At 43.8% G+C, this 24972-nt stretch carries 19 protein-coding genes; 10 read left to right on the top strand and 9 right to left on the bottom strand.

The genetic code is table 11. The features are described 5' to 3' along the window. Nucleotides 1-117: 117 nt before the first annotated feature. Nucleotides 118-846, bottom strand: coding sequence for an IS982 family transposase (locus KZC02_RS30100; protein ID WP_221395237.1), 729 nt, complete (start codon nucleotides 844-846; stop codon nucleotides 118-120). Nucleotides 847-1240: 394 nt separating this feature from the next. Between KZC02_RS30100 and KZC02_RS30095 the strand changes: the two genes are divergently transcribed. The 8 genes from KZC02_RS30095 to KZC02_RS30055 all read left to right on the top strand — a co-directional run bounded on the left by KZC02_RS30095 (nucleotide 1241) and on the right by KZC02_RS30055 (nucleotide 12689). Beyond that, nucleotides 1241-1438 (top strand): hypothetical protein, encoded by a 198-nt coding sequence (locus KZC02_RS30095; RefSeq protein WP_221392050.1) that lies wholly within the window; start codon nucleotides 1241-1243, stop codon nucleotides 1436-1438. A gap of 64 nt (nucleotides 1439-1502) precedes the next feature. After that, on the top strand, nucleotides 1503-5327 hold the full coding sequence (locus KZC02_RS30090) for an ELWxxDGT repeat protein (RefSeq protein ID WP_221392049.1): 3825 nt from the start codon (nucleotides 1503-1505) through the stop codon (nucleotides 5325-5327). Between the two features lie 107 nt (nucleotides 5328-5434). Beyond that, on the top strand, nucleotides 5435-5614 hold the full coding sequence (locus KZC02_RS30085; RefSeq protein ID WP_221392048.1) for a hypothetical protein: 180 nt from the start codon (nucleotides 5435-5437) through the stop codon (nucleotides 5612-5614). 11 nt (nucleotides 5615-5625) lie between these two features. Beyond that, nucleotides 5626-5940, top strand: coding sequence for a hypothetical protein (locus KZC02_RS30080; protein ID WP_221392047.1), 315 nt, complete (start codon nucleotides 5626-5628; stop codon nucleotides 5938-5940). 44 nt (nucleotides 5941-5984) lie between these two features. Next, complete coding sequence (locus KZC02_RS30075) at nucleotides 5985-6413, top strand: hypothetical protein (protein ID WP_221392046.1); 429 nt, start codon at nucleotides 5985-5987, stop codon at nucleotides 6411-6413. Between the two features lie 96 nt (nucleotides 6414-6509). Then, nucleotides 6510-9242 carry a DNRLRE domain-containing protein gene (locus KZC02_RS30065; protein ID WP_221392045.1) on the top strand — a complete coding sequence of 911 codons (2733 nt, stop codon included), beginning with the start codon at nucleotides 6510-6512 and terminating at the stop codon, nucleotides 9240-9242. A gap of 169 nt (nucleotides 9243-9411) precedes the next feature. Further along, complete coding sequence (locus KZC02_RS30060; protein WP_221392044.1) at nucleotides 9412-9642, top strand: hypothetical protein; 231 nt, start codon at nucleotides 9412-9414, stop codon at nucleotides 9640-9642. Next, the gene (locus tag KZC02_RS30055; protein WP_221392043.1) at nucleotides 9636-12689 is read left to right on the top strand and encodes an ELWxxDGT repeat protein; all 3054 of its coding nucleotides are present in this window, start codon (nucleotides 9636-9638) and stop codon (nucleotides 12687-12689) included. Before KZC02_RS30060 ends, KZC02_RS30055 begins: the two co-directional genes overlap by 7 nt. 253 nt (nucleotides 12690-12942) lie before the next feature. On the opposite strand, the gene KZC02_RS30050 is transcribed toward KZC02_RS30055, so the two are convergent. From KZC02_RS30050 to KZC02_RS30035, 4 genes are all read right to left on the bottom strand, one after another. Beyond that, the gene (locus KZC02_RS30050) at nucleotides 12943-13374 is read right to left on the bottom strand and encodes a hypothetical protein (protein WP_221392042.1); all 432 of its coding nucleotides are present in this window, start codon (nucleotides 13372-13374) and stop codon (nucleotides 12943-12945) included. A 386-nt stretch (nucleotides 13375-13760) separates the two neighbouring features. Then, nucleotides 13761-14087: an AraC family ligand binding domain-containing protein gene (locus KZC02_RS30045; protein ID WP_229253890.1), complete on the bottom strand. Its 327-nt coding sequence runs from the start codon at nucleotides 14085-14087 to the stop codon at nucleotides 13761-13763. A 1154-nt stretch (nucleotides 14088-15241) separates the two neighbouring features. After that, complete coding sequence (locus KZC02_RS30040) at nucleotides 15242-15625, bottom strand: hypothetical protein (protein ID WP_221392041.1); 384 nt, start codon at nucleotides 15623-15625, stop codon at nucleotides 15242-15244. Further along, nucleotides 15613-15945, bottom strand: coding sequence for a hypothetical protein (locus KZC02_RS30035; protein WP_221392040.1), 333 nt, complete (start codon nucleotides 15943-15945; stop codon nucleotides 15613-15615). The genes KZC02_RS30040 and KZC02_RS30035 overlap by 13 nt, the downstream gene beginning before the upstream one ends. A 650-nt stretch (nucleotides 15946-16595) precedes the next feature. Here KZC02_RS30035 and KZC02_RS30030 point away from each other — a divergent pair. Beyond that, nucleotides 16596-20369, top strand: coding sequence for an Ig-like domain-containing protein (locus KZC02_RS30030; RefSeq protein WP_221392039.1), 3774 nt, complete (start codon nucleotides 16596-16598; stop codon nucleotides 20367-20369). Continuing rightward, nucleotides 20294-20545, top strand: coding sequence for a T9SS type A sorting domain-containing protein (locus tag KZC02_RS33510; RefSeq protein ID WP_409014276.1), 252 nt, complete (start codon nucleotides 20294-20296; stop codon nucleotides 20543-20545). Before KZC02_RS30030 ends, KZC02_RS33510 begins: the two co-directional genes overlap by 76 nt. Before the next feature lie 147 nt (nucleotides 20546-20692). Here KZC02_RS33510 and KZC02_RS30025 read toward each other — a convergent pair whose 3' ends face one another. From KZC02_RS30025 to KZC02_RS30010, 4 genes are all read right to left on the bottom strand, one after another. Then, nucleotides 20693-21154, bottom strand: coding sequence for a hypothetical protein (locus KZC02_RS30025; RefSeq protein ID WP_221392038.1), 462 nt, complete (start codon nucleotides 21152-21154; stop codon nucleotides 20693-20695). A 767-nt stretch (nucleotides 21155-21921) separates the two neighbouring features. Beyond that, the gene (locus KZC02_RS30020; protein ID WP_221392037.1) at nucleotides 21922-22086 is read right to left on the bottom strand and encodes a lmo0937 family membrane protein; all 165 of its coding nucleotides are present in this window, start codon (nucleotides 22084-22086) and stop codon (nucleotides 21922-21924) included. Nucleotides 22087-22973: 887 nt separating this feature from the next. Next, the gene (locus tag KZC02_RS30015; RefSeq protein ID WP_221392036.1) at nucleotides 22974-23564 is read right to left on the bottom strand and encodes a hypothetical protein; all 591 of its coding nucleotides are present in this window, start codon (nucleotides 23562-23564) and stop codon (nucleotides 22974-22976) included. 1047 nt (nucleotides 23565-24611) lie between these two features. Further along, nucleotides 24612-24776, bottom strand: coding sequence for a hypothetical protein (locus KZC02_RS30010; protein ID WP_221392035.1), 165 nt, complete (start codon nucleotides 24774-24776; stop codon nucleotides 24612-24614). Between the last annotated feature and the right edge of the window lie 196 nt (nucleotides 24777-24972).

Raw genomic sequence — 24972 nt, 5'->3', positions numbered from 1 at the left:
GATACCGGTAATCAGCTCGAAGAAGAATATCAATTTAATAGTTTAACCCGTTGGGTGAAATTATGTGATTTGAATTTTGATATTGTTTATATTCCTTTTGAATACAAATTTATTAAGCTATTGAATCAAAGTTAGAGCAGTTATTTTTGCAAGAATTCTTGTCCTAAATCCATCAAAACTTTTCGCATAATTTCTCCTAATCATGAATTGATCACATAGTTGTGAGAAAAGCGTTTCTATTCTTTTTCTGGTTCTTCTAAAAACATGCGCTTGCTTTTTATATTTTTTCTGATTGCTTCTCATCGGAGTTTCCAGTCGGATATTAACAGTATGGAATAGGTCTAATTGTTGTTCATTAGATATGTATCCTTTGTCTCCAAGTAGAACAGCATTAGAGAGTTGTGTTTTAACATCTTTTAGATAAGCAATATCATGGACATTTGCTTTACTAATGTCCATGGAATGAAAAACACCGGACATCGTACAAACTCCATGCAGTTTGTAACCATAAAACCATGTGTTTTGAGATGCACAAAAGCCTTTCTCAGGAGCTGTTTCAAAACGTTCTTTACAGATTTTAGTCCTTTTATGTCTAGCCATTTTACATATTTCCAGTGGCATTGAGTCAACTATAAAGTAGTCCTCAAATTCAATGAAACTATGATTTAATTTGGTTCTGATCAATTCGGTATAGGCCAATAATTTTCGGCGACGCTTGTTAAATTGGCTTCGTTCTAAAATATTTTCTATTCCATTTTCTGGTATCAGTTGAAATAAGAGATTCTCGCTATCTATGCTCATAAATTCAGCCGTCAAACTTAGAGCAACAACTTGATTATCAGACATTTTAGGCTTTCGTCCGACTTTCTTAACAATACAATCGATATTCAGCAATTGGATCGTTTCCAGGATTTTATAATAATTTATTACTAATTTTGACATACATATTGGGGTTTGTTTGGCGACTTTAAGATACTTAAATTCAGTATCTTAACCCAATATGCATACACGTTCCTTCCTTTATTCTATTTCACCCAACGGGTTATAGCAAGATCCTAAAAATGGAAATCGCAATTAATCTAATCCTACTGCGCGTATTATTTCCTGATTTGTCTACCATTTCCAGATGCTGGTAATTGCGTCGGTTCAACTGAATTTTGTCTGCAATGCTATGTTCTGTCAGCCAGATTTCTCCCAGGATGCCACTAGTAAAATCTGTTTCCCTCGTTCTGATTCAAACTTGAGCAGCTTTACCGGCAGCGGATCCGTGGGCCTGCTGACATATATCTATCGTTTTATTTTCAAAGACATAAAAGATACCTGGGTACTTGTCAGCAAGCTTTCAGTCCAGATCTATTTCCGGCACATTTACCTGACTCCGCCCGGAATACCGCGTTTTGTTAACCTGAATTTTTCTATAAAAATCATTTGTAATTGAGCAATTAAATATTTATATTCAATGAGTATATTTGATTATTCCTATAAGTATAAACTGTACACATATGAAAATACGTCTACTTCTTTTGACTGCCATACTTCTGAGTGGCTGCGCTACCCAGGTCCGGGCCCAGCAGCTGGAGCTGGTCAAAGACATCAATCCTGCGGTGCTGGACTATGTACCACTAAGCGACGTATTCATTCCACATGCCACACTGAACGGGATGCTTTTCTACATTTCACACGACCAGGTCTGGCGCACCGACGGAACGCAGGCCGGCACCATCCAGCTGACCGATCTTTTTTCCTACGAAGACCAATATATAGAGAAACTTACGGCGGCAGGCAGATATATATATTTTAAAAAGTACTATAAAAAACAAGGCTGGCTGTTCAGGACGGATGGCACTGTGGCAGGCACAATTCCATTGCACAGGCTGTCGTGGATCGCATTTTTGAGCAACAATGACATTCTTGAAATCAATGGCACAGTCTATTTTGCTGGAAACCAGGATAACCAGTCGATTGACCTGTGGAAAACAGATGGCAGTATTGCCGGCACCAGACTGGTCAAAAAGCTGCAGCTACATGAGCGGAACATATCCGGCCCTTCCTGGTTTAAGAACTTTAACGGGGTACTGCATTTTCTGATAACGTCCGGTTATGGCCAGGATGCAACAGCCGTATTGTGGCGCAGCGATGGCACCGAGGCAGGTACGCAGTCCGGACCTGGCGTGATCCCGCCATTTTATGTGGCAGTTGCCGGCAGCTACATGTTTTTTGCCGAAAACAATTCCCTCAAAAAAACGGACGGGAAAACGGTAACGACCGTAGCACAGGGTTTTACATCAATAGATACACCTGTGGCTGTCGGCAGAACTGTTTTTTTTAGTGCAGGCACTGCCGTTACCGGGCAGGAGCTGTGGAAATCGGATGGTACAACGTCAGGGACTGTACTGGTAAAAGACATTTTTCCAGGGGGGGACGAAGCCAGTTCCTACCCGGGCAGCCTCACAAGTTTTAATAACACCCTGTATTTTTCAGCCAGTTCCGGGGAAGCGGACATTGAACTCTGGAAAAGCGACGGAACAACGGCAGGCACACTTGCCGTTACAGACATCAACAAGTCAACTGGACAAAATTATCTGTACCCCATTCTGGTAGTCAACGGACAACTGGCATTTATAGCCGGGGAAGGAAATAAAGCAAAATTATGGAAAAGTGACGGGACGTCCGCCGGGACGTCCGTGGTTGCCGGTTTCCCCAGCTCGCGTCCCATCGTAAAAGTTGGCAATAAAGTATTTTTTCAAGGGAGAGAACAAAACAGGACACGCCTGTACGAAAGTGACCTGACTGTCGCAGGTACCCGGCCTTTGCCCCTCACGGTTCCCGCCGGTTCATTCCCCGGGTCTTTTACCAGGGTAAAAGATGCCGTATACTTCACAGCGGACGATGGTGTAACAGGACAGGAGCTTTGGAAGAGTGACGGCACCACAGCAGGTACTTCCCGGGCCACTGATATCACTGCGGCTAATCAATTCAATTCTTTCAACCAGCAGACAACGATAAATAATACCCTGTATTTTGTGACCGAAAGCCGCATTTTATGGAAAACCGGTGGCACGACCGCAGGCACGGTGCAGGTCAGGGCCTTTACTGCTTCGTCCCAGGCCAAGATCAAGGATCTTACCCCTGTGGGCAATACGCTTTATTTTGCAGTGACCACACCGCGTGACCAGACAGAGCTCTGGAAAAGTGACGGCACCACAGCAGGCACGGTGCAGGTTATGACATTAGGCACCAGACAGTATTTCAACCCTGCCGCATTTAAAGGTTCACTTTATTTCTGTGTTTATACGGATTTAAATGACAAGCTGGAACTATGGAAAAGTGACGGCACAGCAGCTGGCACCGTGCCAATTGAAGATCCAGCCCTGCCTGAAACGCATGAAGGACCTAACAGTAACCTGATTGTATCGGGTGAATATATGTATTTTTTTGCTTATAACAAACTCATGAAAACGGATGGTACCGCCGAGGGCACAGTGGTTGTCAAAAAATTTTATGACGAAGTATATATCGATCATTCCAATCTGTATCTGGCAGCAGGCCTTATGTATTTCAGCTTTGTCCGGGAAAACACCGACACAGTTAATTTCTGGCGCTCGGACGGCACCGCAGACGGGACCTTTGAGCTGGCCACCTTTGATGAGAACCAGGAGTATTCATCCCACTATATCCGTCACTTTACAGAGGCAGGCGGGAAACTGTTTTTTGTCCCATACGACAGCCAGGTCGGTGACCAGCTCTGGGTGAGTGATGGTACTGTGGCCGGCACGCGCAGGGTAAAACAGACAGACCAGTTTCCCGATACTTACGAGATTGGCTATTCAGCCACCCTGGACGATATTTTTTACTATACTATGCATGAAGAATCCACAGGCACCGAACTCTGGCGCAGCGATGGCACACAGGAAGGCACCTACCTCGTACAGGATTTTACACCCGGCGGCAGCACCAACTTCGGCGGGATTGTCCGTGTCAATGGTATGCTGCTGCTCTCGGTGAATGGCGAGCTGTACAAATACAAACCGGCCACAGCCACGCAGGCCATACGCATTAACTCGGGCGGCGGCACATTCAATGCCTCATCGGGCAGAATGTTCAGTGCAGATGACTATTTCAGCGGCACGACCAGTATTTCCAGTGCAGCCAGCGGTGATATCCTCAATACCGCAGACGATCAGCTGTATAGAGAACAGCGTTTCGGCAGTTCTTTCAGCTATGCTATTCCGGTTAAAAATGGCAAGGCCGACGTCTTACTGCATTTCGCTGAAACCTACTGGGGCGTACCTGCCAGAAGCGGCACGACCGGCACCAACCGAAGGAAGTTTCACGTTGATATGGAAGGCAGCCGCAAGCTGACCAACTACGATATTTTTGCAGCAGCAGGTGGCGCAATGCGGGCTAAAACAGAGCACTTTACTGTAAATGTGACCGACGGCATGTTGAATATTGAGTTTCTATCGGGTACAGCTGACAAGCCTGCTATTGCGGCCGTTGAAGTGATCCCGGACGCACAGTTCGTGCTCGAACCGGTAGCCGATGCCTATGTGCGCAACACGCCCAACCAGGAAACCAATTATGGCAAAGAGGCTACGCTGGAAGTAAAGGCTGGCAGCCTGCCCAGCTACCAGCGAAACACGTATCTGAAATTTCCGCTGTTCGGGGTAGGTCAGATCAGCTCGGCCAGACTGCGAGTCTTTGGCTCCAATGTACAAAGCAGCGCCGCTACTACATTATCGGTGTTCGGCGTGCAGGACGACAACTGGCTGGAAGAAGGCATTGCCTGGCAGAATGCACCGTCAGAAACCGACGGCACGCTGGGAAGCATAGAGGTAACCAACACAAAAAAATACTATGAGCTCGACGTAACAGCTTATGTCAGATCACAGCTCTCGGGCAACAGGTCCGTCAGTCTGCTCCTGACTAATCCGAACAACCAGAATGCCCGGCTTACCTTTAACAGCCGGGAAAGTGCAGCAAACCGGCCGCAGCTGGTCATTGAAACAACAGCACCGCCCGCTGCAAGAACGGGGTCAGAACAGGAATTTGTAATCGTAGATCAGGAAATATCAGCCATCTATCCCAATCCGGCCGGAAAATACTTTACAGTGCAATTATCTAAAGCACATCAGGGAAAGACAGATATAAAGCTGTCTGATTTATCAGGAAATACCGTTTGGGCTCCCGGTTATCAGTCAGTCCGGCCTGCATCCCAGGTGGAAGTAGATCTATCAGCACAGCGTTTGCCAGCCGGTATTTACATGATTAAAATCCGGTCTGCGGCCTTCACCGAAACCTTAAGGGTACTGTTAACCGGGCAGTGACAAATAATAAACCAGGTATTTTGCCACCGCTGTTTCAACCAATATTGCACTCTAGCCCATTTATATCAATAAACAATTACTAGTAATCCAGTTTAAACGATAACAGCATGAAAAGATATCTGCTTCTGTTCGCCAGCTGGCCGGTCATGGTTTTGGTTTTGACTGTGCACGCCCAGCAGATCAGGCTGGTCAAAGACATCAACGATACACCCTCGCGCAGGGGCCATGACATTCGGAACAGGGCAGTAGCCAATGGGCTGCTCTTTTTTTCTCTAGTGATGACATAAACAATTATCAGTTGTGGAGAACAGACGGCACCCAACAGGGCACATTCCGTCTGACCGACTTTTACTTTGAAGAATACAATCCTATAAAACTGACGAGTGCAAATGGCTATGTTTATTTTAAGGCACCTTACCAGCGAACCGGATGGCTTTTCCGCAGTGACGGCACCCGGGAAGGTACCATTCCTCTGTTCAGGGTTTCAAATTACAATAGTGATACGGACCTTTTGGAAATTAACGGCATGCTCTTTTTTTCGGGTTCCCGGACAACAGCCAATCCATTCAGCTGTGGAAGACAGACGGGACTAAAGCCGGGACAGCGAAAGTAAAAGATCTGGATCCTGGCATCTCCTATGCAGGTAATTTTTTTAACATGGACGGCATCCTTTATTTTACAGCCCTTACCGGACCAGAGAGCCGATCCGTGCTCTGGAGCAGCGACGGAACGGAAAAAGGTACTACTCCGGGACCACTTGTTTCCGGCTTTATTAATCCAGCGGCTGCCGGCGGTTATCTGTATTTCACCACCGAATTCGACCTGATGAAAACAGATGGCAAAAGAGTCGATACGGTCAAATCCGGCCTGGAAAGGTTGGGTGAGCCGGTCGCAGCAGGCGGAACCATCTATTTTTCAGCACTGGCTAATACCCGGAATACCGTGCTCTGGAAATCCGATGGAACCCCGGAAGGGACTGTCGTAGTCAAGGACGCCAGCCCAGACAGTAACCAGCCGGTATCTCCCGAACTGCTCACAAATTTTCAGGATACCCTTTTCTTTTTTGCTGTAAACGATTCCCGGTAGTATGAACTATGGAAAAGTGACGGCACAGCCGGCGGGACTGTTCAGGTCAGTGACATTAACCTGGAAAGTTCTCAACCAGAACAGGATTACTGGACCATGTTTGTAGCCGGGAGCCACCTGGTGTTTAACGGAGATGACGGAAATGACGGAATGCACAAACTCTGGAAAAGTGACGGAACCCGGCAGGGGACGCATGCGCTGACCGACTTTCTCTCTTTGTTCCCAATCCTTGTGGGGAAGGATGTGTTCTTTGCAGGGTATCCTGAATCCGGCTACCGGCTTTTCAAAACCAGCCTTGCAACCGAGCAAACCCAGCCAATTACCGCAGTAACGACTGAAAGCTCTTTTCCCCGGCATTTTACTGAGCTGAATGGACAAGGGTATTTCTCAGCAACCATTCCGCAAGCCGGCAGAGGCCTTTGGAAAACAGACGGCACCGCTGCCGGCACAGTCCTGGTCAGGGAGATACCGGATGGCCTGGATTTGCTGATGCATACAAACCGGTTACTCTTCTTTAAGTCTTACTGGCAGCTATGGGCATCGGACGGCACGGATAATGGGACTGTTATGGTGAAAGATTTTGATATTCCTGACAAATATTACCATAGTATTGAAGGGTTTACCAGTATCGGAAATACGCTGTACTTTGGCGTTTACAGTCGTATTGGCAGAATGGAGCTCTGGAAAAGTGACGGGACCCCGCAAGGGACTGTGCTGGTCAAAACCCTGGAAAATACCGATTTTTTTCATTCCATAGAATTCAAGGGAGCGCTCTATTTTATAGCCTGGAACGGGGTTGACCGTTATGTACTCTGGAAAAGTGATGGCACAAAGGCCGGCACCGTGCCTGCCGGCGACATTTCCCTCGGATCGCTCCTTTATACGGAAATGGCTGTATCTGGTGACAACCTTTTCTACCTGACCTGGGACAACGGAACAAACAACCTGGCCAAAACGAATGGAACCCCGCAAGGGACCTATATGGTCAAATCGATGCCGCTTTGGGCATCGGGTTTGCACTCTGCCGGCACCTATGTGTATACGATCATCAGCAACTATGATACAGGCGAAACATTTTTATGGCGTACCGATGGCACAGCCACGGGCACTATTGAACTGGCAGCCATCGGTACGGTTGAGGAAGATGACATCCGGCGCCCTGTTAAATTTACGAATGTAAATGGCAAACTGTTTTTTAGCCTCAGTGACGTTGTTAACGGGGATCAGGTATGGGTAAGTGACGGCACGGTTTCGGGTACCAGACGCGTGACCCCTATGGATCAGAACCCGCTGCGTTTCCAAAGAACGGTATCTGCGGGTATGGGAAACCTTTTTTACTTCAATTACTATGAACCGGCAACAGGCAATGAGCTGTGGAGAAGCGATGGAACGCCGGAAGGCACCTTTATGGTGGAGGACCTCACACCGAACGAAAATACGGGTATTGAAGAAATGGCCACGATCAATAACACCCTGCTGATCAGCGCCAGTACATCCGTGTATGGTTACGAGCTCTACAAATATGACCCTGTGCCCATCGGCGTGCAGGAAATGCGCATTAATGCAGGTGGTGCATCCTTTGCAGCTTCCGGCGGCCGCCATTTTAGCGCGGACCAGTATTTCAGTGGTACCACCCGGATCTCTAATTTCTCCGGCGGTGATATACTTGCTACAACAGATGATCAGCTCTACCGGGAACAGCGCTACGGTCCGGGATTTCAATACAGCATACCGGTTACCAACGGACAAATGAAACTCGTGCTGCATTTTGCGGAAATCTACTGGGGCGTACCGGGCAAAGGCGGGCCGGCTGGCAATGGCAAACGCCGTTTTCATGTGGATCTGGAAGGCATCCGAAAGCTGACCAACTACGATATTTTCACCAAAGCCGGCGGGGCCATGCGTGCCAGAACGGAAACATTTGTAGTCGATGTCTCAGACGGCACCCTGGACATTGACTTTCTGAAAGGGGCCGCAGACATGCCCATTATTGCTGCGATAGAGGTAGTGCCCGTGCAGACAATTTTAGGACCGGTTGCCGATGCATATATCCGTAATGTGCCCCACGATGCGGCCAACTACGGAACAGCCCCCACTCTGGAAGTCAAAGCCGGAAGTCTGCCCAGCTATCAGCGTTGCACGTATTTGAAATTCTCCCTGGCCAATGTAGGCCAGGTGGGCCAGGCGAAGCTGCGGCTGTATGGTTCGGCTATGCAAAGCACGGCGCCTGTTGGCCTGTCAGCTTACGCGGTGGCCAACGATTCGTGGACAGAAACGGGCATCACCTGGCTGAATGCACCAGCCGGCTCAGGGACCGTGCTCGGATCGGTGCCTGTAACTCACACGGCTCAGTATTATGAAATAGATGTAACGGCATTTGTACAGTCACAACTGGCAACGGATCAAACAGTAAGCTTTTTAATTACCAACCCTTCCGGCCAGAACGCCCAGCTGACCTTCAACAGCAGGGAGGGAGAAGTCCACCCGCCGCAGCTCGTTCTACAGGATCTGCCGCTGCCAGGCGCAAGGATGATAACAGAACAGGAGTTTGCGATTTTGTTGCCCGGCCCGGAAGCATCAAGTATTTATCCCAATCCGGTTACTGGGAAACATATTTCGATCAAGATTTCCAACCGCCACAAGGGTGATGTTTGTTTAAGTCTGCTAAACAAGACCGGACAAGCCGTACAGACCCGGAAGAAAACCTATAATTCAGCATCAGTAGTTGAAATGGACATTTCAGCATTACAAGTATCCGAAGGCCTGTTTTTATTAGAAATCGCCTCAGGAACGCATAAAGAAGTTTTAAAAATGCTGGTTTTGGAATAAAGGCAATGAAGCATCAGGAATATATCTGCTGCTAACCCATGGTATCACTTGTTAAAATAAATCGCATAAAGCCGGTTATACCTGATTTCCGCTCTTGAATAAAAAACAAATTCTATTTTTTAAAAACAGGCATCATTGATTTTTAAAACTATTTAAACAATCAACGCTTATGAAAAGACAACTGCTGTGGCTGGTATTTTCACTGATGATCATGCCTCACATATTAAAAGCACAGACCATTGACCTCGTTAAAGATATTAATGTTAGCGGGCCTTCCCAGGGGGTAATCATGAGGGAAAGGGCTGTTGCAGGTCATACACTTTTTTTCTTGGCAATGATGCTGCGCACAATAAGCAGCTCTGGAAAAGTGACGGGACTACCGGGGGCACCAGGATGCTGACAGATGTCTATTACAAATCAGATGGACCAACGGGGTTATTTGCCGCGAACGGCCTTGCTTTCTGCCAGTTTACCTATAATGATAGTACTTGGCTCTTTCGAAGTGACGGAACTACCGCCGGCACTTTTCCATTAAAGGAGCTGCGGTTTGAAAATCCGGTTGAGATAAATGGTACGGTGTATTTTTCCAGCCCAGGATCAGACGGCAGCGGTCAGCTCTGGAAGACTGATGGAACAGTTGCCGGAACAAGCCTGGTTAAAGAAGTTGTCCCGCCAGGTATTGGCTCAACCGGCCCGCTAGACCTGATTAATTTCGATGGGGTGCTGTATTTTCTGACTGGTGAACTATCTGAAACCGGAAGTACGATTTATAAATTATGGAAAAGTGATAGGACAGCCGCCGGCACTATACCCGGACCAGCGTTGCTTGGCAGTTTCAGGCCGGCAGCGGTAAACGGATACATGTACTTTATTGAAAATTATACCTTGAAACGCACCGACGGGATCAACATCACACCCATTAAACGATTTCCCAATGCAGATCCAGAAAGTCTCATTGCTGTTGGTACGACGATCTATTTCGCTGCCCGGCAAGGCAACACGGGTTTAGAGCTCTGGAAGTCGGACGGCACTGCTGCTGGAACTGTTTTGGTAAAAGACCTATTTCCGGGCCCGGACCCCTCTAACCTGTCACGGCTGACCAACGTGGACGGTACCCTGTTTTTTATTGCTCAAAGTGATCATACGAATTTTAAGCTTTGGAAGTCGGACGGCACTGCTGCAGGCACGTTCCGGGTATTTGAATTTCCTGACGGTGCTGGTGAATTAATCACCATAGGTAACCGGTTGATTTTTTCTGTTTCTGATGATTCTGATACGGGTGGGAAAATATGGAAAACTGACGGGACTGATGCAGGAACGCAGGTGATAGCTGATATCTACGGTACATTGCTGACCCATGCCGGAGGGACTTTGTTTTTTAGCGGAACGGAAGATATCACCGGATCTGACTTCGATATCACACAAGTATTTAAAAGTGATCTCACTTCGGAAAGTACAGTGCCTGTCACGACCCTGTCAGGGCCTCGCTCCGTTCCCCAGCATATTTTTGATTTTGACGGCACCGGATACTTTACTGCTAATGACGGAATCAACAACTTTGAATTATGGAAGACGGATAAGACGGCATTAGGAACGGCACTGGTCAGGAATATTTACCCGGGTACAGGCGGCTCCTTTCCAGACCTGTTTACCAATGTAAACGGAACTTTGTTTTTTGCGGTCGACTCACGGGAAATATGGAAAAGTAACGGGACCTCGGAAGGCACGGTACTGGTCAAAGAAGTAATCCCATTGGATCACAACGAAAGGATCGCCGGCATGATTGGTTTAAACAGTACACTTTTCCTGGGTGTCATAACCACTTCGCAAAAGCTTCAGCTATGGAAAAGTGACGGTACTACGGCGGGAACTGTGCTCCTGCGAACGATTTCAAATACCGGCAGCTTTGAACCGGTTGCATTGAACGGACAGATATATTTCCTTGCCCCGGATGGAGTAAATAGTAATGAATTGTGGAAAAGCGACGGAACAGCGGCAGGAACAACAGTAGTCACAAGAATCAGTAACGGACCTGGCAATGGCTCTTCTCCGGCTGTTATTAACAATTTTCTGTATTATATTCTGACCGACCAGAAAAACAAGGATCACTTGCTGGTAAAAAGTGATGGCACTGCTGAGGGTACCACCGTACTAAAAAACCTGTATCCGGATGAAGATGTAGCGCATATTTCAGGCCTTTTCACAGCCGGCAACCTGGTGTATTTTCATGTTGTAAATAAAGGAAAGGAATATTTATGGAGAACGGATGGTGCCGCCGCAGGAACAATACAACTGGGCACATTTGATGAACAATACACGACCAATCTTTTTTACCGTCCTGTGATCAGTCATTTGACGGACGTTGGGGGAAAATTGTTTTTTGTGCCTTGTGACAACGATTTTGGTGATCAGCTTTGGGTAAGTGACGGCACGCCTTCAGGAACGCATATGGTAAAACGGATCGGTCGCGGAACAGATAAAATAACCATCAGCCATTCAGCTGCCGTAGGAAACGTTTTTTACTTTACGCCCAATGATCCGGCTACCGGCAGTGAATTATGGCGAAGCGATGGTACCAGCGCGGGTACTTACCTGGTGTATGACCACGCTTCGGGAATAACAGGTACGAGTTTTTTTGATCTGGCCAATGTGGGCGGAACGCTGCTGATCTCTGCGGATGCAGGTGAAATTGGTGCTGAACTCTACAAATACCAGCCCGCCCAGCCAGCCATTCTATTGCCTCTGGCTGATGCTTATGTTCGGAACTCGCCCGGCGATCAGAACAATTATGGTATGGAATCCACACTGGAAATAAAAGCAGGTAGTTTGCCTGCCTTTCAGCGGAATACCTATCTGAAATTCCCACTGGATGGAATCAGCCAGATCAGGTCAGCCAAACTCCGGCTGTACGGGTCTAATGTGCAGAATGGGGAACATACCAGCGTTTCGGCTTATGGTGTAAGTGATGATTCATGGATAGAAACGGACATTACCTGGGATAATGCACCTGTTTTTTCGGAAAGTGCACAGGGATCAGTGAATGTAAGTGGCAGCACCGGATATTACGAGATCGATGTAACGACTTTTGTACAGTCTGAGCTGGCAGGGGACATGGTGGCAAGTCTTGTTCTGACCAACCCTGACAACCAGAATACCCGCCTGATATTCAACAGCCGTGAAAGTAAAGCCAACCGGCCGCAGCTGGTTATCGAAGCAAACGCTCCACCAGCCGCAAGGTTGACAGCAGAAGAATTTGCGCATCCATTGCCCGGACCCGAAGCATCCGGCATCTATCCGAATCCGGCGGCAACCAGCTTTACAATAAATGTGTCAGGCAAACACCACGGAAAAATAGATCTACGGCTGATCAGCCTGTCGGGTAATACCTTCCAGATACAGGCCCGGCAAGCTGGCATACCGGCCAGCCGGTACGAAGTAGATGTGTAGCCCATCCAGTTGGAAAATGGGATCTATATGCTGAAAATACAGTCAGGCACCTTTACTGAAACGTTAAAGGTGCTGCTGACTAAACAGTAAAACTACGTGCTTACAATTTCATTCTTTTTGAATGCTATCATATTTTTACCAGTCGAAATGAAACTGAATCTGTTGGGCAGCCAGGTCGTATCAAAAGCAAATTGGGATGACATTTTTTAATCATCCGGCAATTTACATGAAAGCCGGCTCTGCCTCTGGCTTTCTAGTCTTTTGATTGCGTCAACCGATAACCTTTCTGTTCTCCGACAGAAGCGTCTTCGAATATTTTATAATATTGTTCTGCCTTTGAATCGCCATACATTTTAGTGAGCAGACTTTTGATGTCATAATTGCCACCTTCAATAACAGGATCCATAATAAAAAGGTAAGAATAGGTCCCATCTGCTTCCGCTGCTGTCGGATGCAGTATTCGGGTCTGCAGAAATACTTTCTGATCATCTTCCCCAAGCTTTTTGGCGCCTGCCCAGAAAATATCATGCAGAAACTGCTCAAACTGCGGTCGCTTGTCGGCTTTGACAGTATTTACAAAAACCCACACCTTGTCTCCGGGTTTTGCCATAAACCGGCTTTGGGCAGCTGCGGTTGAACACCATAAAATAAAGGTCAGAAACGTTGCTAACAGTGATGCTTTCATGGTCCAGAAGTTAAAAGTTATAATTCTAATGAAATTACAAAAACTTCCAGATAATTTTATAAAATTTTTATTCAAAGTCCTGAATTTCAATGTAACTGACAAGCTGAATCAGATCTGCTCATATTTCAATTTATCCGTTATATTAGCCTAATATTTTAGTCGTGCTAATGATTATTTCTGTCAAAATTATGAAAGGTACCACTTTAATTGACTATTGATATTTCGTTTAAATCCTCAAATGTAATGTACTTGATATCAATGTTTGAGTTCCCCAAAGCTTCACAGGTTCCAAGAATTATGCATGCATTAGGATCACCCTGCTACTTTCTTGAAACCGGGGCCTAATAAGGCATTTTCACAGATGTGGACTCTGGCTAAGCGGCTTTTTAAATCTCGTGGTTATACAAATCATGGTGACGCACTTTTTCCAGATCAAAACCACTCGGGTAAGGAAGCGGGACGGTTTGAAAAAGCACATCATAAAGCGGGTGTTCCAGTAGGAAATCTTTCTGGATCATCTCCACAAATCCTTTCGGGATTTCGGTCAGCTCCCAGCTATGGATCTGACCCGGCTTGACCAGATAAAGATTGTATGGTTTAACAGCAAAACGATTAAAATCAATCTGATGATACCCCGCCCCTTCTTCTAAATAAATGATTTCAAGATAGTTTTTGTGGCCATGTGGGTTGGTGGTTTTAATCACCTCCTTCATTCTCTTTATACGAAAGAGCTCTTTTTCATTAAGCTTGTTTTTAACCGGAATTTCAATGAATATAACTTCAAAACATCATTAATTACCGGACAAAATTAGCATTTAGGCACGAACTGCGTGTTTGAAGTAAATTTTTCTTTGCCAGGTTTGACAATGTTTACTGTAAATCAACAGTTGTCACCATGATCCGGCATTTGTTCAAAAGTACAAATAGCCAGTTTCTGATCAAGTATCGATGCCAGTTTGGAAATTGCCTATTGCCGGTAAAAAAGTTTTAAACCCAGCAGGACTTTGGAACTGAATTGCTTTATTTTGCTGCCAGGCAATCGTGTTTCCCGTGGTTAGCTTGGAGTATAACATGTACAGAACCACCACCTATTTCCGTTTCAGGTTTTTCCTGCTGCGTAAGATTAACTTCCAATAGATGGCGCCAGACTGTGGAAATTTATCCTTTAAATTAACCCGTCAAATCGCCTCTGTACATCGGGCATGCATCGATCATCTAATCTCCGGTACCCTGTTTTTGCGTTTTACCAAAATGTTGTCCTTTGTCATTTGATGAAATCAGGTACATGTTACGAGCACCATCCAGTGTGTTTCGGAACATGACAAAAATATGCCTGGCTTGAGTGATTTAAACGGACGGTTTGCAGTGCTCACAAATATCATTTTACTTTCCTTTGTAAATGAGCTGGCTTTTGCACGAGGTTAAACCGCCATGACTGGAGAGTGCCCCGTATAAATTATTATCTCCAAGCCGTGTGTCGAGCCACGCGGTATTTATACAGTTGTCATTATTATTGGAAAGGAAATCGTTGACTATACCGAGTCTTGGTACAACTGGCAATAATGTTTATTCATCTATGCCGCCTCCAAGTGAAATAAGTCAAACAACTATCCAAAATGCAATATTGTTACTTGGATCGATTAGAGCAATTCCTTGTGATCAGGAAAAATTCAATTATATCTCCAAGGGTTGTTGGGTTATACAATCTGATAGATAGCAGTCAAGATGTTACAAAAGGTATCATACCTTGCTGAGAATCCTATACATAGAGTACCGGGCCTGTCAGGAGAAGAATTGACGAGAGTTTATTTTACAGTCTCCCAGTGTATTATCCGATTCATTTAAAATTTATATTTTGAAAACAAAATCACATCCCTATAAGCTCAACCTTACACACAACCCATGGTACCGGTTCAACCCAAGAATTTTCTCCATTAAGAAATTCTGATACCTCCTCCCATCGATTGCTGTCATTGTATAAACCGTATTCATTTAATTTCAGATCAAACCAGCTTACCAGCTTTTCTTCTATACTATGACAAACAAATGTATGAAAGGATGCACCATAGTCTATTCTGATAAGGTCAAATCCAAGTAAAGCTTGATTTTGGCGGTTGACTTCCGGTACACGCTTACTTAAATTTAAATACAGACCACAATCTTCTAACACGTACCTCGCAGATAATATAAAACGCACGTTTTCCGCAACCGAATCTTCAAAATAAATGCCCAAAGCTATTACATTAGGCAAATGGGAGAAAATGTTTTTCTGTATTCATTCAGGGTATCCAAATCTGCAAAAACGTTCGGCAACCCAATCTTGCCAGCTGCGGAGGCTAGCATTGTCCATTTTCTGATAGCAGTGATTATTGAGTCATCAATTAAACAGGAATGTTTAATCTTGTCGATCCATGGATTGTTATTAGATGACCAACTATATGACCAACCATTTAATAAATGATCATTGAAACAGCCGCTTGCAGAATTAATTACTTTGATTTTGTTTCCCCAATATGTGATAGGATTCTGCAAAATCAAATAATACCCACCCAGGTAATAATTTGTTTCCATAATTAAATTATTGGTAAAATAAGTTGAAAATAGCCCGTTATATGTTCAAGTTAGAGAATTGGTATGCATAAAGCTTAATTGTCGTGAGCTTATACACCGTTTTTCTGTTTTTACTTTTCCGGATAAAAAATGACTATATACTTATCAAATAAAACCTGTCACATCAATACGTTACAGTCCGAATTATTTTCTAAAATATATCCGGTCGCTTTGCGAATGCAAACGGTCATTTTTGGCCTAAACACTACGGCTCCTCATTTCCGAATTACAATGTCAACGGCTCCGAATTTTCATTTTAATTAAGTATCCGATAATTAAATATTGTATTATTCATAGTAGATACGAGATAAAATACCCCCACAGTCAACGGATCGGGGCATTTTTTACACCTTTTATTAGTACTTTGCTTACATACGAGCCTTTGCTAAAATGGCACTAATGTTTCTAACTTTCTCTGCCGTTCAGTTAATCTGTTATCAGAGCATTGGCTAGCGTATGGTTTTCTCACTTGCAGTAAATCGACTGACTTTCGCTTTTTGCCTTCGTTAAAATTGAAACATATTCTGAATATTACCGTAATAACTGATAAAGAATATTTAAAATTATTATTTATAAATTACAAATTTACTCAACTTAAAACTGATTAAAAAATGGATCAAATTTGTACCTCCGTACTGCAACAAAAAAAGATATTAACGTATAAATGGTGGGTGCTTCTGATAATTAGTTTATTGATCAGTGGTCATGGGCAGGCTTTAAATCCGGCTTCACATACCGCAGAGCCTGCCAATAGAAAGTATGTCTCCGGAACCCATTCAAATAATGTTCTGGCAGGTGAACAAGTAACGAGCTTTACCTTAATAAACTCAGCTACAAAAGCTGTCATACAAACATTTACCAATGGCAGCACCGTTAATTTAGCTGCCTTACCTACTAAAAATATTAACATCAGGGCAAATACCAGCCCCGGTACGGTCGGAAGTGTCGTATTTGTCTTAAGTGGTACGCAAAACCGGACACAAATTGAATCGCAGGGTCCCTACGATTTGTTTGGAGACAGCATGAACTGGACCCCGGCGGCAGGAAGTTACACCTTAAAAGCTACTCCTTATTCGGCAGCTAAGGGTACAGGCACGGCTGGCACAGCCATATCCATTTCTTTCAAAGTTGTAAATCCGCAGACAATTCAGGTAACCTTTCAGGATCCGGTTACGGTCCCGCCTGCAGGCTGGGTGCGGGATTTTGGCCAGGCTTTTGGCCTGCGGACCGGCACTTACCAGGGAAATAACCTGCATTATGGCTGGAAAAAGCGTTTGGATGACAGCCTGCTTGATATTGCTGTTGGTGGCGACACGCCTGGCAACGGCAGAAACCGGAACTGGCAGGCTAATGTACTTCAATCCACTTTAATACACATGCAGTCTGATGATATCGCCGGTAATTTCAATGGTACCAAAGCAGAAGCCTACTGGGAGATAGAAGTACCCAGGGGCTTATACGATGTTACTGTTTCGGCGGGTGATGCTGGTATTTATCCTTTTCCCGAAAAACATAGTCTGAATGTAGAAGGGGTTGAGGTAATTGATCAATTTATACCCATCGGACCGATTAATTCTGACACACGCTTCAAATCGGCTTCAGTACGGGTAATGGTTTCTGATGGTAAGCTGACCATTAACGCGGATGGTGGTATTAATACTAAAATGAACTATGCCAGAATTGTGCCGGTTGCCACCGGGCCTTATGTTTATTGGTCTGTAAATGAGCAGCAGCTAGCCATTGAGAAAGGCATCTCCACCGCCAATAAAACCTTTTCTCTGGAACTTAGCAACTCGGGCAATACAAATGTTCAATACAGCTTATCGGCGGTATACGAAGCCGGCGGCAGTGGCTGGCTAAGCTTTAATTCTACCCATAACGGCACAGAGCCAAATGTTACTTTTAATTATGCTGCTGCCGAAAAGTTGCCGGTAGGTACTTATAAAGCTAAGATTAGCGCGGTGGCTGCCAGTTTGAGCAGTGGCAGCTTTACTATACAGCTGGAAGTAAGTGCGCCCCACCCTTACGTAGTTTCCTCAACACCCGTAGATGCTGCCACTGATGTAAGCGTAAATACGTCCAGTATTGCTGCTAATGATCTTTATGTGCCGGAGGTAGTGGGATATAGAGGCGGCGTAGATAATGGTACGATTACAAGTAGCACGGTAAAGCTGCTAAAAGTAGCAGGCAGCACTACCACCCAGATTCAGGGAGTGGTGCAGGGTACCGGGGGCGGGGATGCGATCAGCTTTTCGCCTACTTTTGCTTTGGAAGCCAATACGACTTACAAGTTTATGGTAACTCAGGGTGTAAAATCGTATAGCCAGGCTTCTTTTGTTCCGTATACTGATACTTTTACCACGGGTGCCGCCCTTGAACCAACCGATCCTTTATCCGTTGAATTCAACAAGGTGGCCATTGCCGGAACTCAAAATAAAAAATATGCTTCTTTGGTTATTGGTCCGGACGACAAGTTTTACGCCCTGCGGTTAGATGGTGTGATTGAAAGATTTACAATTAACCGGCCCGATGGTGTGCTTAGCAAACTGGATTCTATTACCACACTGGTCAATAAATACGGAACCCGTGAGGCAATAGGACTGGTTTTTGACCCGGTTTCTACTGCCACCAGCCTTATAGCTTATGTTTCCCACTGCTCCTCCGGGCTGACAAATGCGCCTGAATTTGATGGTAAAATCTCTAAACTAACGGGGTCGGGCCTGGCTGCCGAGCAGTTACTGGTTACCAATCTGCCCCGCTCGGCTAAAGACCACCTGGTGAATAGTCTGGCATTTGGTCCTGATAAAGCCTTATATTTAAATCAGGGCAGCAACAGTTCTATGGGGGCTTATGATGGTTCATGGCAGCGCACCGAAAGTTTACTGTCTGCAGCAATACTGCGTTTGGATCTGACAAAACTAAATGGTACCACGCTTGATGCCAGAACAACTTCCAATCAGAGTTTAATCAATCAGGCTGCTGCAAGCCAGCTGCGTCTCTCCGATAACACCTACAACCCATATGCTACAAATGCCCCGCTTAAAATCTATGCTTCCGGTATCAGAAATGCCTATGATCTGGTGTGGCATTCCAACGGACAGTTATACGCTCCGGCCAATGGCTCTGCGGCCGGGGGCAATACACCGGCTTCTGTAGCAGGAACCCGGCGGCCGGATGGCACTTTTTATAATGGTCCGTCGATACCGGCTACAACGGGGGTACAGGTCCAGAATGACTGGTTATTTCGTATCAAACCAAATGGCTATTATGGGCACCCTAATCCTTTGCGCGGCGAATATATTGTTAACCGGGGTAATAAAGACAACGTTAAATACCCCACTACTGTGAGCGCTGATCAGAATTATCAGGGAGCAGCCTTTAACTTTGACTTAAACCGGTCACCTAACGGCGCTATTGAATACAAGAGCAGCGCTTTTAACGGAGCGCTGAAAGGTAAATTACTGGTATGCCGCTTTAGCGGCGGGGGCGATATAATTGTCTTAGAACCAGGGTCGCTCGTAAAAGGCAGCACTGATAGCCTTTACGACATTAAAAAATCCTATACCGGAGCCGGTACCAGCGGTTTAGTGGGTATGTCTGGTTTTATTAATCCGCTGGATGTGGTCGAAGATGTGAAAACAGGAAACTTGTACGTGATCGAGTTAAACTGGAATAATACACCCGACAGAACTTCCCAGATTACTTTATTACAGGTGAGCAGTTTATCCGATGGAGAAGGGTTTGCCAGCGCTTTTCCCGCGAAAATCTCTGCTGTCGAGGTAGTAGGAGTCACCACCACTGCTACTTCCTCGGAAAGGACTGCTTCCACAGCGAACTTCGCTGCAGTTTCTTCTCAATCCGGTGCCAGGGGCAAAGGTGACGATGGCAATGACGATGATAACGACACACGTGATTTCTCAAAGGTCGCGCTGCACACCATTACGATCGCCAATACCGGCCGGGGTAACCTGGTATTAAAAGGACTGGCTATTACCGGAGCTAATGCCAGCGAATTTAAGATGATTGGGCAGCCGGATGTTAACCCAAATAAGCCCATAAAAATTCGTAAGAACAGTTCAGTTACCTTTAACGTTGCTTTTTACCCTAAATCCGCAGGAGAAAAAAAGGCAAGGTTGGAGGCTGTCAGCAAAAAAGGAAACAGGATCGGGTTGTATCTGTCGAGTTATCTGGCTTCGGGATTTCTTACGAAGCTGATTCTTCAGCTACCGGCGCTTCCCAGGAAAATGCCCGAAAGCAGGTTACAGCCGATACCGTCAGTCAAGCAACGGCGAAAGAGCCTGGTCTTAAGATTTATCCTAATCCAATCCAAAATGGGTCAAAAATCTATATTGACCTCACTGACTTTGCAAAACAGGAGCCGGTAACCATTACCATATACGATCGCAACGGGCAGCTGTATCAGGCGAAAACAGTTGACAGCGATGCGGAAGGAGGCATTTCTGTGGAGATGTCTGTCAATAAGGCTATGGTGCCGGGTTTGTACATTATCAAAGCGCAGACCGCCTCCGGTGTGAAGCATTCCAAATTTATTATGGAGTAGTTCACTCAAATGCTGTATATTTATAAAGGAACTTATTTTAAATTCGTATTCAGAGAGAACTGAATCAAATTACTCTGGATACTGTATCGTCGTATAAATAAAGAAACCTGCGATTGCAGGTTTCTTTTCAGGTGCAAATATTAGGATTCACAGCAAATGGCTCACCTGAACAATGTTTCTGACTATTGCAGTGCATATGCTACTTGTAATTGGTTGACATTTTAAAAGTGCACCAATAATTCCTCCGGTCAGCCCTCCTGCCCCTGCTCCGGTCAGTGCTGCAAGCAACGGTCCTGCTACAACCAGGCCTATACCGGGCAGCGCCACGACCGTACCAATCGCTGCAATAGCCCCGATAATAGCACCAGCTGTGCCGCCAATTGCTGAACCAATCCCTGCTTTCTCAAACGACTTATTGCCCAGATCGCTTTTATAGTCCCCGTTCTCAAAATGTGTTTTCTTGGTTTCATCAGACATTATTACCGTAGTATCATCAGAGCTGTATCCACGGCTGATTAAAGAATCATACGCATGGTCTGCATCTTCCCTGTTCTTGAATGAACCTGTAATCGGACCATCCGTATAAGCTGTAGTGTTTAAATCAGACATAACTAAACGAATTTGGATAAATAAAAATTTGAATTCCAAAGCCCATGACTCAAATCTTTCCAACCATGCCAGATTAAAATTAACAGTGTATTATGAATACATAAAAAAGTCTGTTATGACCTAAGAGGTGCATACCCTAGCTGCAGATCCGGATGATTAGCTCAGTGGTACTTTTTAATATCAATATTTAAAAAAGAAACCATTTTCATTACGGTTAGGTCAATATAGTGTTCTAGGAAAATAACCAGAATTAGAATTTACCATAAAAATCCAACTTTTCAATCTAAAAATATCTTCAAAATGAGTTGAACTATCTTTCCAGTTTTTTAACTTTATTGCCATGTCTGGCTGTGCCATTTGGTCTTTCAGAAGGCATAACGATCCAGTTCCATAGGGGTGCATCATTAAAAGTGCACCCCTAGCCTATAATAAAAAAATTTGTCTGGTAAACCTGAAAGGTATTACAGCACTTCAGGAGTAGGCAAATACTTCTGTAACTAAAAAGGCTGGTTTGATTGATATTATTTTAAAAGGCGTTCAGCGACGATAGTAAAAAGGACTGCGTAAACAACGTGGTTTAAGAAGTAAACATTTCTTACCACTTTTTATAAGCATAATTACCTTTCCAATACTGTATTTCAATAACATAATATCCACAGCTATCACAATGGGAAAATTCCAGAGAGTTATTATTTTAGAATTAACAAAGCAGTTATAAAATTATAGTATCTGGTCAGTTCTCTTAGACAGATCTGACCAGATACCATTTAGACTATCTTATTACCGCTGACTAAACGCAGAATAACCGCAATGACTGCAATGACCAGAAGCACGTGAATAATGTTGCCCATTCCGAAACTAGCAAATCCAAAATAGCCTATCAGCCATAAAATAACTAAAATGACTGCAATTGTGTACAGGATATTTCCCATTGTATTTATGATTAGTTATAGGTTTGCCTGAGCATAACAAATACAGTGCCAATACTACCAATATGGTGTTACAACTATAAAAAATTTTAAATTTTTACAGATTAAAAAAATATTTGTACAAGACAGGCTCTGGACCTATTTTTGAATTTCTGAATTCAGCCAGTACTATCGATTACCAAAGCTTTTGTTTTTATAATAGGTGTGATAGTAAACAAAAAACAAAGCGTTTTGCTTGAATTGTGAATAAAAGGCAAGATAGTCCATTCTAAATCGCAGTTTTCAGCGATAACCTGCCCGTCATTATATACTGAAAATGTCCCATATGCCCTTTTGACCGAAAAACTTGGCATAATATCGAATTTTAGGATTCTGATGTCTGCTTCGGCAATAGATTTTACTGGCTTTTTCTCTTTTGTAAAGATACCAGGCAGGGTTAAAAACCAAATAATCAGAGCTCCTACGACGGTAATTACCAGATTATATAGCCATTTTTTTATCCTGATTCATAATTGAAAGTACTACTAAACAATTACATTTCCAGAGACATTAGTTACTATCCATTGTTAATTTTAACAGAAGCTAAGGCAGGAAAACATTCTTTTATCGCAAATAGAAGTTTTCTTTTATTTTCAAACATGTAAAACAGATCTGGTGATGTTTCAGTCGATCCTGCTGTAATTAAATTTGTTCAACAATAGCATTAAGGTGATTGGAATCTGAAAGGATCGTAATTTATTTCGAAATTAATCAAAAACATAAAACTTTTTATTCGGAGTAAATTATCAAATGTGGTAAAAGAAAGTATGACTTTGACATAATATAAATCATACTTTCCAGAATTGCTAATATGGGGAATAGACAATTACTGCAAACACCGGCAACGTTAATCACGAAACTCTCTCTACTTCAATGAATAAGTCATAGTCCGGTCCACCAGCGACTTCAAAAGGTAAATCTCCCCCGGTTCCACCGAAACGAATCTTCTGTTTGAGCTTCGAACCTACGTTGCGAAGGTGCCGATCAAGCTGTGCATTAGTAAATAGAACCGTTTTCGATGACATCAGATCGTCGCCAATAAAGGCGCTGATTTGGTTCCGCACAATAGATGGAACCCGCCTAACCCAATCACCAACAATTGGAGCTTGTGAACCCAAATCAAATGCTTTTTCCGTTTGCTTCTCAATTGTGTCCTTGGCACCTTGATCTTTATCCCAAAGTTGAATGGATAGACCGATTGGACCAGGGGCCCCCTGAACTGCTCCTTTTTTAGGCCAAATAATATTTCGATTATTGTCGGTAAGAAACTTTTCGGTATTGCCTGAGTCTACATCACCAAATTGCCTGGAAGATGCAGTATTCACCTCGCCATTATTGACCTTCGCCGTGAAAATCCAAAAAGGTTCGTCAGAACCTAAAAAATCAATACCAGATTCATCAACACATGTGAATTTGATAATCCGTAATACATAGTCACTCATGATTTCTTTCTTTAAAAGTTAAACATGTATTTACCTGTTTCACTGTAATTAACCAATTTAGAAATAACAGTGACATGTAAATTTAATGACTATTTAAAAAACAATAAAACATATGAATAATTATGTGATAAGCGTTAAAATAGCATGCTGATAGGACAATTTCGAATGTAGCGCATAAAAATTTTCTGCTCCTTATGCTATTTGAATAGATTGACAATACGGACTAATCAAACCACACATCTTTAACACTTACAAAGTGGTAAAAAAACTTAAGGCTTCTCTACGCAGCTCTAAATTTAACGTGTGATATTGATCACCAAAATTATCGATAACTCTCTATTTCTGACACTAACTTTGGGCTATAAAACCGGGAGTAAATGTTTGTTCAAAGTTTGTTTTAACATTCTGTATTCACACATTTTATTGACTACTTTCAACTTAGATCACCTGAACATAATTCAATATTCAGGGACTCCAATAATAATTTACCAATAAAGCCCCTTATTTGCTCTAACTTACTATTGAAACTTTGAATTTAGGTTTAACATCTACAGATGTAGTATCTCAGAAAAACACTTCGAGGTTTATTTATAAATCGTTTAAATCTTCAACTTAAATACCCAGCCCGCTTCCCCTAAAAGGATAGCTTTCTCTCTATAAAATATCAAGGGTTTTATCAAATCATAAGTCTTGCTCTTAACTGAGGAATTTCTATGTCTTAACCGTTATTAAACATTTTATATTCCCATTTGTGAAATCAAATTGTAATTTTCGGAATGCTTGTTAAATGAAATTAAAAATACCTTATGGTTATGTCGGGAAAACACAAATCCTGAATCGTTCAGCGCCTGGTTTTTTTATCAATCCGTTGATATTCTCTACGATGATCTGAACATACCTTGAATAGCAAGGCACCTTCCATCTCATGGTAGTTTCTTTCCTCCCTTTGATTGAAGATTGATCTGCTAAACCAAGAACATAATAGCGGCTAATTTCATATCGGTTTAATCAGTGGCAGGCTTATAGCGCAGATATGGAGGCAAACCTCTAGTCAACCCGGGCAGTGACCTGCCTGCTGGCGGCTACATTCACATCCAGATACGAAACCATCCTCGCCCCCTTGACAGTCATTTGTACGGCTTTTCGTTTAACAACGTCCACAGTAATGAACGGGTGCTTTCCTGTAAACATGGCCCGCCATTGAACCGCCAAAAATCCTGTATTTTGAACAAGGTTTTGCTCCGGCTCTCTGTCACTGTGTAGTCCTGTTTTTACCGTATAGTTAGTAATGAGCTGAAATAGCTTTACATGTAATCATTAATATCAGAATAGTAAATTGCTCGTTATTAATAACTGCAACGGAGAGGATATAATTATTATTTCTAAAAAACCATCTTCAAAGCCAACT

It is taken from the genome of Dyadobacter sp. NIV53, from assembly GCF_019711195.1.
Taxonomy (GTDB): domain Bacteria; phylum Bacteroidota; class Bacteroidia; order Cytophagales; family Spirosomataceae; genus Dyadobacter.
The sequence above is the reverse complement of the archived record's forward strand: the minus strand, read 5'-3'. Positions and strand labels throughout refer to the sequence as shown.